At 53.2% G+C, this 14,256-nt stretch carries 14 protein-coding genes; 10 read left to right on the top strand and 4 right to left on the bottom strand.

The window, feature by feature from the left end; genetic code table 11:
• Positions 1 to 495 precede the first annotated feature (495 nt).
• From fliP to fliF, 4 genes are read right to left on the bottom strand one after another with little or no spacing between them, the layout of a single operon-like run.
• Positions 496 to 1,227, bottom strand: a complete 732-nt coding sequence (gene fliP, locus Q1A34_RS09205; protein WP_300033261.1) for a flagellar type III secretion system pore protein FliP — start codon at positions 1,225 to 1,227, stop codon at positions 496 to 498.
• A 7-nt stretch (positions 1,228 to 1,234) separates the two neighbouring features.
• Positions 1,235 to 1,528 carry a FliM/FliN family flagellar motor C-terminal domain-containing protein gene (locus Q1A34_RS09200; protein ID WP_300033260.1) on the bottom strand — a complete coding sequence of 98 codons (294 nt, stop codon included), beginning with the start codon at positions 1,526 to 1,528 and terminating at the stop codon, positions 1,235 to 1,237.
• Complete coding sequence (locus Q1A34_RS09195) at positions 1,521 to 2,120, bottom strand: ABC transporter ATP-binding protein (RefSeq protein WP_300033258.1); 600 nt, start codon at positions 2,118 to 2,120, stop codon at positions 1,521 to 1,523. Before Q1A34_RS09195 ends, Q1A34_RS09200 begins: the two co-directional genes overlap by 8 nt.
• The gene (fliF, locus tag Q1A34_RS09190; RefSeq protein WP_300033256.1) at positions 2,120 to 3,739 is read right to left on the bottom strand and encodes a flagellar basal-body MS-ring/collar protein FliF; all 1,620 of its coding nucleotides are present in this window, start codon (positions 3,737 to 3,739) and stop codon (positions 2,120 to 2,122) included. Before fliF ends, Q1A34_RS09195 begins: the two co-directional genes overlap by 1 nt.
• A 123-nt stretch (positions 3,740 to 3,862) precedes the next feature.
• Between fliF and Q1A34_RS09185 the strand changes: the two genes are divergently transcribed.
• The 10 genes from Q1A34_RS09185 to Q1A34_RS09140 all read left to right on the top strand — a co-directional run bounded on the left by Q1A34_RS09185 (position 3,863) and on the right by Q1A34_RS09140 (position 14,234).
• Positions 3,863 to 4,357, top strand: coding sequence for a flagellar basal body-associated FliL family protein (locus Q1A34_RS09185; RefSeq protein ID WP_300033255.1), 495 nt, complete (start codon positions 3,863 to 3,865; stop codon positions 4,355 to 4,357).
• 10 nt (positions 4,358 to 4,367) lie between these two features.
• The gene (locus Q1A34_RS09180) at positions 4,368 to 4,757 is read left to right on the top strand and encodes a hypothetical protein (RefSeq protein WP_300033253.1); all 390 of its coding nucleotides are present in this window, start codon (positions 4,368 to 4,370) and stop codon (positions 4,755 to 4,757) included.
• Positions 4,757 to 5,350 carry a hypothetical protein gene (locus Q1A34_RS09175; protein WP_300033251.1) on the top strand — a complete coding sequence of 198 codons (594 nt, stop codon included), beginning with the start codon at positions 4,757 to 4,759 and terminating at the stop codon, positions 5,348 to 5,350. The genes Q1A34_RS09180 and Q1A34_RS09175 overlap by 1 nt, the downstream gene beginning before the upstream one ends.
• A 66-nt stretch (positions 5,351 to 5,416) precedes the next feature.
• Positions 5,417 to 6,286, top strand: a complete 870-nt coding sequence (gene motA, locus Q1A34_RS09170; RefSeq protein WP_300033250.1) for a flagellar motor stator protein MotA — start codon at positions 5,417 to 5,419, stop codon at positions 6,284 to 6,286.
• The gene (locus Q1A34_RS09165; RefSeq protein ID WP_300033249.1) at positions 6,283 to 8,535 is read left to right on the top strand and encodes a hypothetical protein; all 2,253 of its coding nucleotides are present in this window, start codon (positions 6,283 to 6,285) and stop codon (positions 8,533 to 8,535) included. Before motA ends, Q1A34_RS09165 begins: the two co-directional genes overlap by 4 nt.
• 822 nt (positions 8,536 to 9,357) lie before the next feature.
• Complete coding sequence (locus Q1A34_RS09160) at positions 9,358 to 9,891, top strand: transglycosylase SLT domain-containing protein (protein ID WP_300033247.1); 534 nt, start codon at positions 9,358 to 9,360, stop codon at positions 9,889 to 9,891.
• Positions 9,892 to 9,893: 2 nt separating this feature from the next.
• A complete protein-coding gene (gene flhA, locus Q1A34_RS09155) occupies positions 9,894 to 11,975 on the top strand; it encodes a flagellar biosynthesis protein FlhA (protein WP_300033245.1) in 2,082 nt (693 codons plus the stop codon).
• Entirely contained in the window at positions 11,972 to 12,742 is a 771-nt protein-coding gene (locus Q1A34_RS09150) for a flagellar biosynthetic protein FliR (protein WP_300033242.1), read from the top strand. Before flhA ends, Q1A34_RS09150 begins: the two co-directional genes overlap by 4 nt.
• A complete protein-coding gene (locus Q1A34_RS09145; RefSeq protein WP_300033240.1) occupies positions 12,739 to 13,827 on the top strand; it encodes a flagellar type III secretion system protein FlhB in 1,089 nt (362 codons plus the stop codon). Before Q1A34_RS09150 ends, Q1A34_RS09145 begins: the two co-directional genes overlap by 4 nt.
• Positions 13,824 to 14,234 carry a hypothetical protein gene (locus tag Q1A34_RS09140; protein WP_300033238.1) on the top strand — a complete coding sequence of 137 codons (411 nt, stop codon included), beginning with the start codon at positions 13,824 to 13,826 and terminating at the stop codon, positions 14,232 to 14,234. The genes Q1A34_RS09145 and Q1A34_RS09140 overlap by 4 nt, the downstream gene beginning before the upstream one ends.
• Positions 14,235 to 14,256 lie beyond the last annotated feature (22 nt).

Genomic DNA, 14,256 nt, shown 5'->3' with positions numbered 1-14,256 from the left:
CATTGGTTCAGGCAAATTGGCGAACTCCTGAGAACGGATCAATGTCTGCGTCAACATAGAGGCCGCTCAAAGCGATCCAGAATCAAGTAAACATTGCTACCTGTTGCCACGTTCATTGCAGAGACTTGTCTAAGGCTCAACTTATCTGCCGCGAACTCTCGCTCAGGCATGATGGCTGCTGTGACCGAATTCGCGCTATATCTAAGGGCGGTTGCCGACGCTTTAGATGAGTTGTGAAGGCCGGATGCAACATCGGGCGCTCGATATAAAGCAGATTGCAGGTATGGCCTCCTTCGAGAAGATCGTACCAGACGCTTTGCGCGCCAATGGTTCGGTCTGAATACAGAAAGCTGGAACGGATCGACGCAGATACTTCTGCGGCCCGGATCAACCGGAGGTGTCAACCAAGCCTGGAAGTCACTTTTTTGGCGCGATCTGACGCACCACACATCCAACTTACTGGCCGAAACCGGCAGAAGGTGCACTATTGATCGGCTAAAAGTAGCTTCTCACCAAACTTCCTGCAATCAGGCTCCACCCATCGGCCAGAACAAAAAACGCGAGTTTGAACGGTAGAGAAACTATGGCCGGAGGAACCATCATCATACCCATTGACATCAGCACAGCTGCGACAACGAGATCGATAATCAGAAATGGCAGGAAAATCAAAAACCCAATTTGAAATGCACGGGAAATTTCAGACAAGAGAAAACTTGGAATCAGAACAGACAGTGGTGCATCGGGTGTAGGATTTGCGTTTATTGTCTCCACCCGCAGCTCTGCCATCGAAAAGAATGTTTCCGGATCAATACGAGCTGCCATGAACACCCTGAACGGTTCGAGCGTTCGGACGAAAGCAGTTTCGACATCGATCTCCTCATTGGTCAGAGGAGCAATTCCGTTGGTCCACGCTTCAGTAAACACGGGCTCCATGATAAAATACGTAAGAAACAACGCGAGACTTACGATCAGCATATTCGGTGGTGACTGCTGCAACCCGATGGCCTGCCGCAGAATCGACAGAACCGTTATGAGAAACGGGAAACAAGTCACCATAATTGCCAGCCCAGGTGCCAGACTGAGAACTGTGATCAGAACAAAGAGCTGTATTGTCCGCGCGCTGATGGATCCATCGTCGCCGAAGGAAACTGAAAGATCCTGAGCCGAAACCGGATCGGCTCCACCGATTGCCCATAAGGCAATCAGAATGGTCAGTAAGGTTTTCATTGCTGTTTCAGGAGCCGGATCTGCGGTCGATAACCTCGGTCAGTCTCACAAGCAACTGACCGGCAGCTTCGCCTTCCTGCTCTTCCAGCATTCCACGCGCAATCAGCCGGTCGCCCACATAAAGCTCAACAGGGTCATCTACTGACTTGTCGAGTGTAAGCACCGCATTCTCGCCCAACGAGACCAGTTCGCGGATAAGCGGTCTCGCTTTGCCGACACAAACCGTCACTTCAATGGGAACAGAGGTAAAAGGACTGCTCTGATCGATCGCATCAGCACCGGAAATTCCTTGATCACTCATCTGGCTGCTCCTTTTGAGCTTCGTGGAAAAAGGCGTCTACGGCTTGTGAAACACCCGCAAGAACACCATCAATATCGACTTCGCGTTCCTCAGACCCCATTCGAACAAATGCCTGGCCTTCTCCGGCAGAGGCGTCTCCTGTAACCGAGAAGGGTTCTTTGATGTTGCCCGCTCCAATGCTCTCCACCAGTTCAACGTTCTGAGGCGCCACTACAATTTCAACAGGTTGAGACATCCCGCTTTTCAACAGCGCGTCCACCTGCTCAAGAATATGGCCCGCCAGAGACCTGGCCATAATCTCAGGCAACAGGCGGTCCACGATTTCTTTCATGACCGGCTTCAGTGAGAGCGTCAGTTTCGAAAGAGCCTCATGATAGGAAAATGACATTTCCTGCAAATTCTGCGCAAAATCACTGCTGATCTTGTCCTTCGCATCGGACTGCGCTTTGGCAGAATCGTCCCATCCGGCCTGATATCCTGCCTCGAAGGACGCGAGCTTTTCCTCTTCCACTTTTTCCTGGGAGTCCGCGGCTTTCTCCGGTTCTTTGTTCCTGGAGCCGCCAAAATTCTTGTATCTGTGCGATACAGACATCAGACGCTCTCCTCTTTATCTTCCAGCCAGTTCCTCAGGATTTCGACAGTCTCTTCCTGGCGCTCGCCAATCATGTTTCTCAACCGATCAACCGGATCATCAGACATGCCACCGGCCATGTTCAGTTCCGGCAAGCCACCATCTGCTCCGAAGTCCGAAATCACGGGCAGATCTGGCAGCTCGAAGTCCTCCGACGTGACCTCTCCGCTCAGCCCACCTGCCGGGTCGTCTTCGGACACCGGTGGCAGTGCTGCCGGTTCGTCTCCCGCAGGGGCCGCAGGCTGCGCCGTAAGAAGTGGGCGTACAACAAAGAGCCCGAGAATCAACGTCACCAGCGCCAGCACGGCCATCTGGATAGCTGACATCAGGTCCAGGTTGAGCCCTTCTACCAGAGACGTCCCGGCCGCCGTGCCCTGAGGTGATACACTTTGCAGAGCCATGGATTTGATGGTGATCACGTCACCTCTCTCCGCATCAAAACCTACCGCCGATGCCACAAGGTCTCGAAGCGCGTCCAGTTCCTGCTCATCCCGCGCCTGGAAGGTTTGCCCACCATTCGGATCCGGTTCGGCAACGTCGTTGACGAGGACAGCCACCGTCAGACGTTTGATCGCGCCCGGCACGCGCACGATTTCGCGTTCTGTTTCAGAAACCTCATAATTTACCCGCTCACGGGATTCGCTGTTTTGCGAGGAAGAGTTCTCCCCGTTACCGCCTTCTTCATCCGGCAGATTGGATGCGACTGTAACGTCACCGCCACCGGCTTCATTCGACGTGTTATTACGTTCCTCGGTATCCGTGCTGATCGCGACGCGGCTTTCCGGATCAAAGGTCCGTTCACGGATTGCTTCGCTCTCCGTCACCGTATCGACACTGACTTCGACAACAGCGTTTCCGAAACCTACGCGGGCTTCAAGCATCCGCTGAACCCGATCCCGCAAAACCTGCGCGCGGTCGTCACCCCCGACAGCCGGTGCGGCCTCATCTGCGTTTCCGACAAGGGTACCGTTAGAATCAATCACCGCGACATCGTCGGCTGCGAGGCCGGCCACCGCGGAGGACACAAGAAAACGGATCGCTTTGGCTTGCTGAGACGTAATTGGGCCGCCTGTGGAATTGACGGAAACGGACGCTTTGGGCGTCACACCCCTCTGGAACGGGTTTGAACCGGTACTGGCAATATGAACTCTCGCCATCGACACATGTGGGCTTGAAACGATGGTCCGTGCCAGTTCCCCTTCCTTGGCGCGCCAGTAGGCAGCGTCGAACATCTGAGATGTGGTTCCAAACCCGGAGAGCGTATCCAGCAACTCGTATCCGCGATTCGAATTTGCCGGCAACCCTTCACTCGCGAGAGTCATTCTGAGCTCGTCACGCTCTTTTGCATCCACAAAGATAGATCCGCCACGAACATCAAAAGTCGCGCCGCGCTGTTCCAGCGCCCGGACGACATCACCCGCCGCACCATTCTCCAATCCTGCATAGAGGAGTGTCATGGTTGGTGCCGAGGCCATGCGGGACATTCCCAGCACAGCGAAAAACATCGCCACGGTTGCCAGACCCACGATGATCTGGCGCTTAATCGATAACCCTGTCCAGACAGATAATATTTGCTGCACTTTAGCCTCCGTCATACCAGAACGTTCTGTCCGGCGTTGGCAAGGACTTTGAACGATCTGGCTTAACAATCGGTTAGTGCAATCGCGTCTATAACGGTTTTTGACATCAAAGTTGGAGGCAACATGGCTGACGCAACAGCAGACGACATACCTGTTAAAGAAAAATCGTCCAAAATGCCCCTTATTATTGGACTGGTGCTGGCCCTGGCCGGCGGTGGCGGCGGCTTTTTTGCAGCTCAGTCCGGGCTGATACCGGGCACCGAATCGGGTGGCGGCGAAAAAAATGTTGAGCCGGAAAAAGATGAAGTGGCCGAGCCGACAGTTGCGTTTATCCCCATGGATCAGCTGACAATTTCCCTGCCTTCCCACAGCACTAACCGCTACCTGCGGTTTCGCGGAGAGCTGGAGGTCAGCAAAAAATATACAGACGAAGTCGAACAGCTGATGCCGCGTGTTGTTGATGTTCTGAACACTTATCTGCGCGCGGTGGAATTGAGTGATCTGGAAGAAGCGGCGGCGCTGAACAAGCTTCGCGCCCAGATGCTGCGACGTGTGCAGATTGTTGTAGGTCCGGGGCGGGTGTCAGACCTCCTCGTTATGGAATTCGTGCTTCAGTAAGGAGACAGAAATGGAACTGATTGCAGATATTTTTCTTGGGGCAGGCGCTTTGGGAGCGGCAATCTACTGCTTTATTCTGGGTCGGCGTCTCAACCGGTTCAATGACCTTGAAAAGGGTGTCGGCGGCGCAGTTGCTGTGCTGTCGGCGCAGGTGGACGACCTTACCAAAACGCTGGATGCAGCTCAGGCAACTGCGGCAGGCTCTGCAGAAACACTGACTGATCTGACCACCCGGGCAGAGAAAATGGCTCAGCGTCTCGAGCTCCAGATGGCGTCGATGCATGACATTCCAGACGTGCCTGCACGATCAGAGCCAGCCGTTGCAGCGCAGGCTCCTGCACAGGCACAGGCTGGTGGTGAGCCAATGTTTGTGCGTCACAGGGGGGCGGTAGCGCAGTAATGAAAAAGATGTTTTCCAGAAAAAACGGCAAAGGGTCCGTTCTGCTGATTTGTTTTCTGTTTCTGGGATCGGCAGGTATCAGAATCGGGATGAGCGCGGGTCAGGCTGTCGCGATTGAGCCCAAAGTCGCCGAGACCATGCCAGAAGAAGAAGCCAGGCCCGAACAGACACCGGTAACCAGCCGTGAGAGCCTGGCGCTGATGCTTGAGGCATTCCAGAAACGGGAAGAAAAACTGAAAGAGCGCGAACGTCAGATGGCTGTGCGTGCCAAAGCTCTGGAAGTGGCGGATGCTGAGATCGAAAAACGCCTGCAGTCGCTCCAAAAAGCAGAAGAATCGCTGAGATCTCTGATGGCTGTGGCCGATACCGCTGCAGAAGACGATGTATCAAAACTGACTGCGGTTTATGAAAACATGAAACCCAAAGACGCCGCGGCATTGTTTGAGGAAATGGAGCCTGCCTTTGCAGCTGGATTCCTGGGCCGAATGCGACCCGACGCAGCAGCAGGTATCATGACAAGTCTGTCTCCCGAAAAAGCATATACGATCAGCGTCATTCTCGCCGGAAGAAATGCCAATTTGCCCAGAGGCTGAAGCAGGCGAATTCTTTTTTAACCTCATTCTGCGATGTTTACTGAATAACTGGTTCTGAGGGTAGCTATGATTGGTATAATCGGGATAATCACGATTTTCGCTATGGTTTTTGGCGGCTATCTTTTGGCCGGCGGTAAAATGGGAATTGTTCTCAAAGCCCTGCCATTCGAAATGATGATGATCGGTGGCGCCGCTTTGGGTGCCTTTCTGATCAGCAATGACTCATCTGCAATAAAACAGACAGCAAAGGATATGGGTCGCGTATTCAAGGGTCCAAAATGGCACCACTCAGACTATCGGGATCTGCTCTGTCTTTTGTTTGAACTGATCCGACTGGCCCGTCAGAACCCCGTCGCAATCGAAGAGCATATCGAGGCGCCTGACGATTCAACAATTTTTTCCAAGTATCCGAAAATCCTCGCGGACAAAGAAGCAATTGCCATGATCTGCGACACGCTGCGATCAGCTTCCATGAACTACGATGATCCGCATCAGGTAGAGGAAGTTCTCGAAAAGCGCCTGGAAGGCAATCTGCACCATGCTCTTCACTCCAGCCACGCGTTACAAAACCTGGCTGACGGTTTGCCCGCTCTGGGAATTGTTGCTGCGGTTCTGGGGATCATCAAGACGATGGGCTCGATCGATCAGCCCCCGGAAGTGTTGGGGAAACTGATTGGTGGCGCGCTGGTGGGTACCTTCCTTGGCGTTTTTCTGGCGTATTGCCTTGTCGGCCCCTTCGCGGCAAAGGTCAAAACCGTCACCGAAGAAGATGGTCATTTCTACCAGCTTATCAGAGAGGTGCTCGTGGCCAACCTGCATGCTCATGCGACAAACATCTGCATCGAAGTCGGGCGCCAGAATACACCTTCTCACTGCCGTCCCAGCTTTTCTGAGCTGGAAGAAGCCCTCAAGTCGGTAAAACAGAGCGCTGCATGAAACTTTCTCTGCTGAAGGTAACCGTGGCAGCAACTCTACTGACCAGCCCGCTTGTTGCCGAGCCCATCGTCGTTCGCGCGGGCGAGCACGCATCGTTTACCAGGCTGGTCATGCAACTGCCTGACGATGTGACATGGGAAATCGAGACGGGTGTCGGAAAACACATTCTCAAACTCTCTGGCCACGACGATGGATTTGATACCGACCGGGCGTTTGCAATTATTCCGCGGGACAGGTTAACGACTTTGTCACAGTCAGTGTCAGACCTGGAGCTGAGTCTGGCGTGCGACTGCCCTGTTCAGACTTTCGTGGAAACATCGAATTTTCTTGTAATCGACATACTGGACGGACCTCCGTTGCCTCCGTCAGTACCCGAAGAAACTCCTCTGGAAACTGTATCATCAGAACAAGCCCCCCTTTCCCTGACGAGAAACAACTTTGGATACGGAGAGTTACTGTGGAGAAATTCTGCTGAGCAGGGTCCATCGGACGCAGGAACCGAAACTGAACCTGCGTTGCCAAACGAGAATGAGGCATCTTCCCTAATCCGAGCACAGACGCAGGCATCTCTCCTGCTCGAAGTCGGGGAAGCTATTTCCGCTGGTATATTGGAAGGCGCCGCCGCTGAAATTGCTGCTCCCATCGACATCCAGTCAACTGAAGCCGAAGCACCAATATTCGATTCGTCACGTGTGCGTGCACCCGTTGAAGAAACTGAATACGGAAATCTGCGTGTGACAGATAGCCGGGATATCCCAGAAACAGAAAACCCGTTCCCAGGTATTAACGCCAGTGAAAATTGCATGGCAGCAGACAGAGTCGCGGTGGCCACCTGGGCATCGGATGCACCCTTCGGAAAGCAAGTTGGGAAGCTTCGGGAGAGTCTTTTTGATGAAACCGGAAAGCTCAACGAAGGGGTCGTGCTATCTCTTGCCAGAATGTACATCCATTTTGGTTTTGGCGCGGAAGCCAGGCAGACACTGATGCTCGCGGAGGACACGGCTGAAAACTATCCGGAGCTGTTTGATATGGCCGGAATAGTTGACGGGGTCGCGTTGCGAAACCCAAGGGTTCTTCACCGCTTTATCGAATGCCAACCCGCACTGGTTCTGTGGGCACTGCTTTCGTCAGCTGAAACAACCGACGGCTACAGGATAGACGTAGGAGCAGTGATCGAAAATCTGTTCATGCTGCCCGGACACCTCAGGCTTCAACTGGGCCCTGCGCTCAGCGAAAAGCTGATAGATTTAGGTGAAGTCGATGCTGCATCAATTGTATTACGGAATGTGGAGCAGGTAAACTCAAGGACTGCTTCAGCCGCACCGCTGCCCGAATCAAAAATTCTCAAAGCACAGGGACAAAACGAAGCAGCTAACGAAGTACTTGATGAAGCAATCAAGGAAGATGATGGAAGAAATCCTGCAGCAGTGCTCGCACTGGTGGATGCCATACTTTCTTCAGGCGAAACTGTACCTTCAGAGCTGGCAGGTATTTTGGAAAACATGGCATTTGAGTTCAGGCGCCAACCGGAAGCCACAAGTATATTGCCCGCTCATGCCAGAGTACTGGCCAGATCCGGCAGACTGCCTGAAGCTTTCGTTGCACTCGATCAGGCCTCGCAAACCGGCAGCGATATGCTGAGTTCAAGAAGCGCGGTGTTTTCTGATCTTGCAACGATCCCAGAAGCAGTAACATTTCTGGATCTCTATCTGGAAAACTACAATACCACGCCGAACTTCGTGACACCAAAAACCGCGCGTCTACTCGCCGCCCGGCTCTTGAACCTTGGCTTTCCTGATATGGCGTCTGATGCGTTGAGCGTTGTTACAGGTGGGTTCAATATTGAACAGCACCGCCTACTTTCAGCTCGTATCGAACTTGAGAGGGGCTTTCCTGAAAGGGCAATCGAGCTGGTTTCCGGAATGTCTGACCCGGATGCAAACAGGGTTTTGGCATCAGCCCAGCTGGCAATAGGCGACACTGAGGAGGCTCAGAAAACTTTCGAGGTACTGGAGGATGAGGTTGCAGCTGCTGAAGCCGGTTGGCTTTCCGAAAACTGGGAGGACCTTCTGGCAAACGATACTCCCGTATTTGGCCAGGTCAGAGAACTTTCTGTCCAGCCAACGATCGAAGCAATACAAACGGACGGTGTCATCCAGCAATCCAACTCCATACTTGAAACGACTTCCGAAGCGCGTGTTTCCCTCGAAACACTGCTTTCTGGAACCAGCCTGCAAGAGACCAACTAGAGCCAGGCCTCATCGCTTTTCACTGTGGCGCCAGATGGATGGTACTTGGCTCGAAGATTGATAGCCTATGAGCGGGAAACGGACTGTATGGTTAAAGCGCGGATAGCGCTCCGTGCACCTTACTTTTCAAGTTTCAATTGCAACTCTCGCGTTGTTTCCAGATATGAGTTCGGCGAGATTGTAACTGAATGAAACAGTGTCTTGAGCTGTCGTGATGCTCCAAGATGAACCTGGTTCACGGAAGGCGTGAAAAAAACGCCAGCAATAATGAAGCAGAGAAGATATCGTTGCCCGGATGGCGTTAATTTTGGCGGCAGAACACAGCGAGTAACGGACGGATACGATCTACGCCTGTTGAAACTTCATTTTGGCATAGAAGTGGTGGATGCAGCCTGTTTGAAGGCATACGAAAACACGAGCAGCTTGCCTATCAATAGTTGGGTGTCGGGGTCTGATCAGGCAGACCAGTGATAACCGGTGGCCCGAAAGCACTCTCTCACTCATCAGGCTCTCAGCAACCGCGAACAGTTGGTTGTGGGCCCTAATTCAGGGCAACGTTCGCCTTTTTTGCCAGCCTTTGGTTACTCAAAATAAACCATAAGAAGCTACCATTTAACAAGTTTCAGAATGAAACAGTAAAATGGATGGGCTATGTACCCTTTGACACTGGCAACTGTCGTATTGATGGTAATTTCTTTCACGTTGTGGGCGCCAAAAAAACTATCGGCTAATTCCGCGCTTCAAAACACTTCCAGTGTTTGCGACCAGGCGGCACAGCACGCATCCCACCTTATAAATGTTCCACTGCGGGTTCTGAAAGCAGTGACACGAACCGAGACAGGCAGAACCCTGCACAATGAATTCCTGCCCTGGCCATGGACAGTAAACAGTGCCGGTACCGGAGTATGGTTCCAAAACGAATTCGAAGCCCTGCAGTATATACGAAACGAAATTCAACGGGGCGAGAGAAGTCTTGATATCGGTTGTTTTCAAATAAACTTTCACTGGCACGGCGACCACTTCGATACATTGGAAGAAATGATAAACCCGGAGAAGAATGCGCAATACGCCGCGCGTTTTTTGAAAACCTTATATCAGGAATCAGGTGACTGGACGACGGCCGTTGGCAAATTTCATTCAAGAACAGCACGTCACTCTGAAAACTACCTTAGTCGCTACAGCGAAATTTTTGCGTCACTGGATTACCAGGCAAATGATCCTGCTTCCGCCACCATTCGCGTAAACTCCTTCCCCTTCTTGCAGCGGACCAGTGAAAGGCCAGCCATGGGTTCTCTTGTTCCGAGAACTGCCGGTACTGGGACCAGTTTGTTTGATCGATCCGTGAGTGGTAACTGAAAATGCAAAATCTGAGTGTAAAAGCGTTTCTCAATCCGACCATTCTGCTGGCCGTGGCATTGATGGCCGTCATTGTCATGATGATCCTGCCAATGCCCGCCTGGGTACTCGACACGGGTCTCGCTGCTTCATTCGCGCTTGCGATCCTGATTTTTACTGTAACTCTCTTTATCGAGCGGCCATTGGATTTCTCTGCGTTTCCAACAATCCTGCTTGCATCGTTGATGTTGCGCCTTTCGCTGAACGTGTCGTCAACGAAGCTTATCATCGGTGAAGGTCATACCGGAACTGACGCAGCGGGTGACGTTATTGAAAGTTTTGCGCAGTTTGTAATGGGGGGCAGCGTCTTTCTGGGGTTGGTTGTTTTCTGCGTCCTTTTGATCGTCAATTTTATGGTGATCACAAAGGGCGCGGCCAGGATGGCCGAAGTCGGAGCGCGCTTCGCATTGGATGGCATGCCTGGAAAACAGCTTGCCATCGACAGCGATATGTCTGCCGGTGCCATAACACACACCGAAGCAAAAGAACGGCGCGAACGCGAGCAACAGGAAACGACCTTCTTTGGCTCGCTCGATGGTGCATCAAAATTTGTCAAAGGCGATGCGGTTGCGGGCCTCCTGATCACCCTGCTGAACCTGGTTGCAGGATTGGTTATGGGCATTGCGGTGCACGACATGCCGATTGCCCAGGCTTTTGAAACTTACGCGATCCTGACTGTGGGCGATGGACTTGTATCGCAAATTCCCGCTGTTGTGATTTCGATTGCTTCAGCGCTGCTGCTGGCACGTGGCGGCGCAACGGGTGCAACAGATCTGGCAGTATTCAGCCAATTAGGAAAACACCCCGCTGCTCTGGCAACAGTTGCCGCTCTTATGCTGGCATTCGGGCTGTTCCCGGGCCTGCCGTTCGCACCGTTTATGGTAGGTGGTATCGCGCTCGGTGTGGCATCTTACATGTTGTACAAAAAGAAAAAAACCGAACCTCTTCTGGATGAAACCGTTCCCGAAGTCAGTGTTCCGGCCGAAAAACCTCTCGGAGATGTTCTTGAGATCGACGACGTACATGTCGAATTCGCTCCCGATCTTGTAAACATGGTGCTGGATCCAGGAACCGGCCTCGATGCAAGAATCGCAAACATGAGAACGCATGTTGCGTCGGTGTTTGGCCTGATCCTGCCGGAAATCCGGCTCACTGATAATCCTGCGCTCTCTTCCGGCACATATGTTCTGCGTATTCAGGGTGTGGAACAGGCACGTGCAATTTTGAGCGCGGATCAGGTGCTGGCCCTCGTGCCCGAGGATGTGTCCGCCCTGCCCGACGGTACGGATACAATGGAGCCGGTTTATGGCGCGCCGGCACGCTGGATCAGCAGCAAGGATCAGGAAAATGCCGCCCTGAACGGTCTGACGCTTGTAACCCCGGCCGAAATTCTGGCGACACATCTGTTGGAAACCGTCAAACGGAACTTCAGCCGTCTCCTGACACTGAAATCCCTGCGCCGGCTGCTGTCCGAGATGGTGAATATCTCGAACCCGGCGCGCGCTGAGGCAAACAGAAAACTGCTTGATGAAATGATCCCCGACAAAGTGCCGATCGATGTCCTTCATGCGGTGCTCAGACTGCTTCTGGATGAGCTGGTTTCCATCAGAAATCTGCCGTTGATCCTAGAAGCAACTGCGGAAGCACGGGCCAGAAACGCGCAGCCTGAAGCGATTTGCGAACATGTACGTCAGCGTCTGGGTTTCCAGCTTGTTGCTGAAATGCGCCGGGATGACGGAACACTGCCGCTGGTCCAGCTGGCACCGGAATGGGAAGATACGTTCAGCACCTATCAGGTAGAGGCAGATCGCGGCCTCGACATTGCTTTGCCGCCCGATCTGTTCAACCAGCTGGCTGAGAACGTGTCGAAGAAACTGCAGGACGCTACTGAAAACGGGATACATGCGGCGGTTGTTACAAGCACAAGACGCCGGCGGTTTCTCAGAACCGTCATGCGCGCCAAGGGCATTAACAATCCCGTCCTTTCGTTCGAGGAGATTGGATTGGATGCCCGCCCCTCGCTCGTTGGCGTCGTCGCCGCATGACAGCTTCTGGAGAGCTGCTCGCGCTTTTGTCTGCACAGGTCTGGCATGGCTTCGCAGTCTTTCTGCGGGTGGGTGCGCTGGTCGCGATGTTGCCTGCATTCGGAGAGCAATCAATACCGGCGCGCGTTAAACTGGCAGTAGCACTGGCGTTCACTTTTATCACTGCGCCAGCACTGGCGCAAATTTCCCCGCCGGAAAGTTTCGGCACCCTTGGGCTGATGGTCATGTCTGAATCCCTGGCCGGCCTGGCGATTGGTATCGGTGTGAGGCTTTTTGTTCTTGCATTGCAGACGGCAGGTTCGATTGCTGCTCAGTCGACTTCACTGTCTCAGGTCCTCGGCGGTGCGGCGGTCGATCCGCTTCCTGCCATGGGTTACATTCTTATCGTCGGCGGCCTTGCGCTCGCTGTCATGACTGGTCTGCACGTCAAGGCAGCGCTGCTGATCATATTATCATATGATTTCATCCCCTTCGGGCAGTTTGCCAGCGCAAGCGACCTGACTGACTGGGGCGTCGAACAGATCGCTCACGCCTTTGCGCTGGCATTTACTCTGGCAGCGCCGTTTGTGATTTTGTCGGTCGTCTACAACCTGGCGCTGGGCGCAATAAACAAAGCAATGCCTCAGCTCATGGTCGCTTTCGTTGGCGCGCCACTTATCACGGCAGGTGGCCTGGCCCTGCTCATGATTGCTGCACCTTCCATTCTTGCGGCATGGACGGATGCAATGGATCACTATCTTGCTGATCCCTTCGGCAATACCAGATGAGCGGGCAGGACGAAGATACAGAGAAGTCATTTGAGGCAACGCCTCAGAAGCTTCTCGAAGCGCGGCGCAAGGGAGAATTCGCACGATCGGCCGAAATGCTCACGGCTGCAGGCTATGCGGGGTTGTTCGCTGCGTTTCTGCTCACGGGCGGCTCTGGCATGCTGGCGCTGGGCGAAACTCTTGCCACTATGATTGACCAACCCGCGCAACTTGCTGAGTTATTTTTTAACGGGCGGGCTTCGGCCCCTGCAGGTGGGCTCATCGCCGGTGTAGCGACCTCGCTGGGGCCAATCTTCGCGATGCCGGCGATTTTTGTCATTGTCTGCCTCTTCGCGCTGAAGGGGATCGTGTTCGCCCCGGAAAAAATAAAGCCAAAACTCTCCAAGATTTCCCCTATCTCCAATGCAAAGAATAAATTCGGGCGGTCCGGGCTTTTTCAATTTCTGATCAGTACGATCAAACTTGTCATATATTCGGTCTGTCTGGGTGTTTTTATCAGGCTGAACCTGAACGATATGGTCGCCTCACTGTTTTCCAATCCCTATTCAATCGTTCTGTTACTCACAAAAATCTGTCTGAGCTTTCTGTTCGTGGTTGTCTGCGTTTCTGGTGTGATCGGCGGAGTGGACGCCATCTGGCAGCATTTCGAGCACTTAAGAAAAAACATGATGTCCAGAAAAGAGGTCATGGACGAAACCAAAAACAGCGAGGGCGATCCGCACGTAAAACAAGAACGGCGCAAACGCGCCCACGCATCGGCCAACTCGCAAATGATGGCAGATGTGCCCGAGGCCGACGTCATTATTGTCAATCCCACCCACTATGCTGTTGCGCTGAAGTGGGACCGCCAACCCGGTAAAGCACCCGTCTGCGTCGCCAAAGGCGTGGACGAGATCGCGTTGCGCATTCGTGAAATCGCATCCGAGAATGAAGTTCCCATTCACAGCGATCCGCCTACGGCACGGGCCCTGCACGCCACAACGGATCTGAATGAAGAGATTGCCCCGGAGTATTACCGGGCAGTTGCTGCGGCCATCCGCTTCTCGGAAGCCATGAGAAAACGAACGAAAGGCAGGGCATATTGAAAGATCAGGATATACAGAACCTTTCAAAAGTCGTGCGTACTCAGTACCTGGCGCGACAACAGGATCTGCAAGAGTACCTCCAGCGGGAGGCACAGCTGCGCGCAGAGCTTTCACGTTTGGATCAGCAGGCAAGATCAGCCGAAGAGGCGGTTCATCACCCCATGCAGACAATCGGTGCGGACATTATCTGGAAATCCTGGGTAGGAAGAACAAAAGTTGAGCTGAACCTTCAACTTGCTCAGACACTGGCCGAAAAAGAGCAATATGTGCAGCGTGTCAGAGACGCCTATGGAAAAGTGCTGGTGGCGGATCAGCTTGGAGAAAAGCACCGCTGTGACAAATCGAGGCAGCAAAACAGCAAGGTACTGGAGAAGACCATTGCATCACATCTGCAGATGAAACGCTGAAGGGTTGCCCAGACTGCCCGCA

Origin of the sequence: uncultured Roseobacter sp., from assembly GCF_947491795.1 — a bacterium.
Classification (GTDB): Bacteria; Pseudomonadota; Alphaproteobacteria; order Rhodobacterales; family Rhodobacteraceae; genus Roseobacter.
Note: the sequence above shows the minus strand (reverse complement) of the source record. Positions and strands in the feature narration are given on the sequence as shown.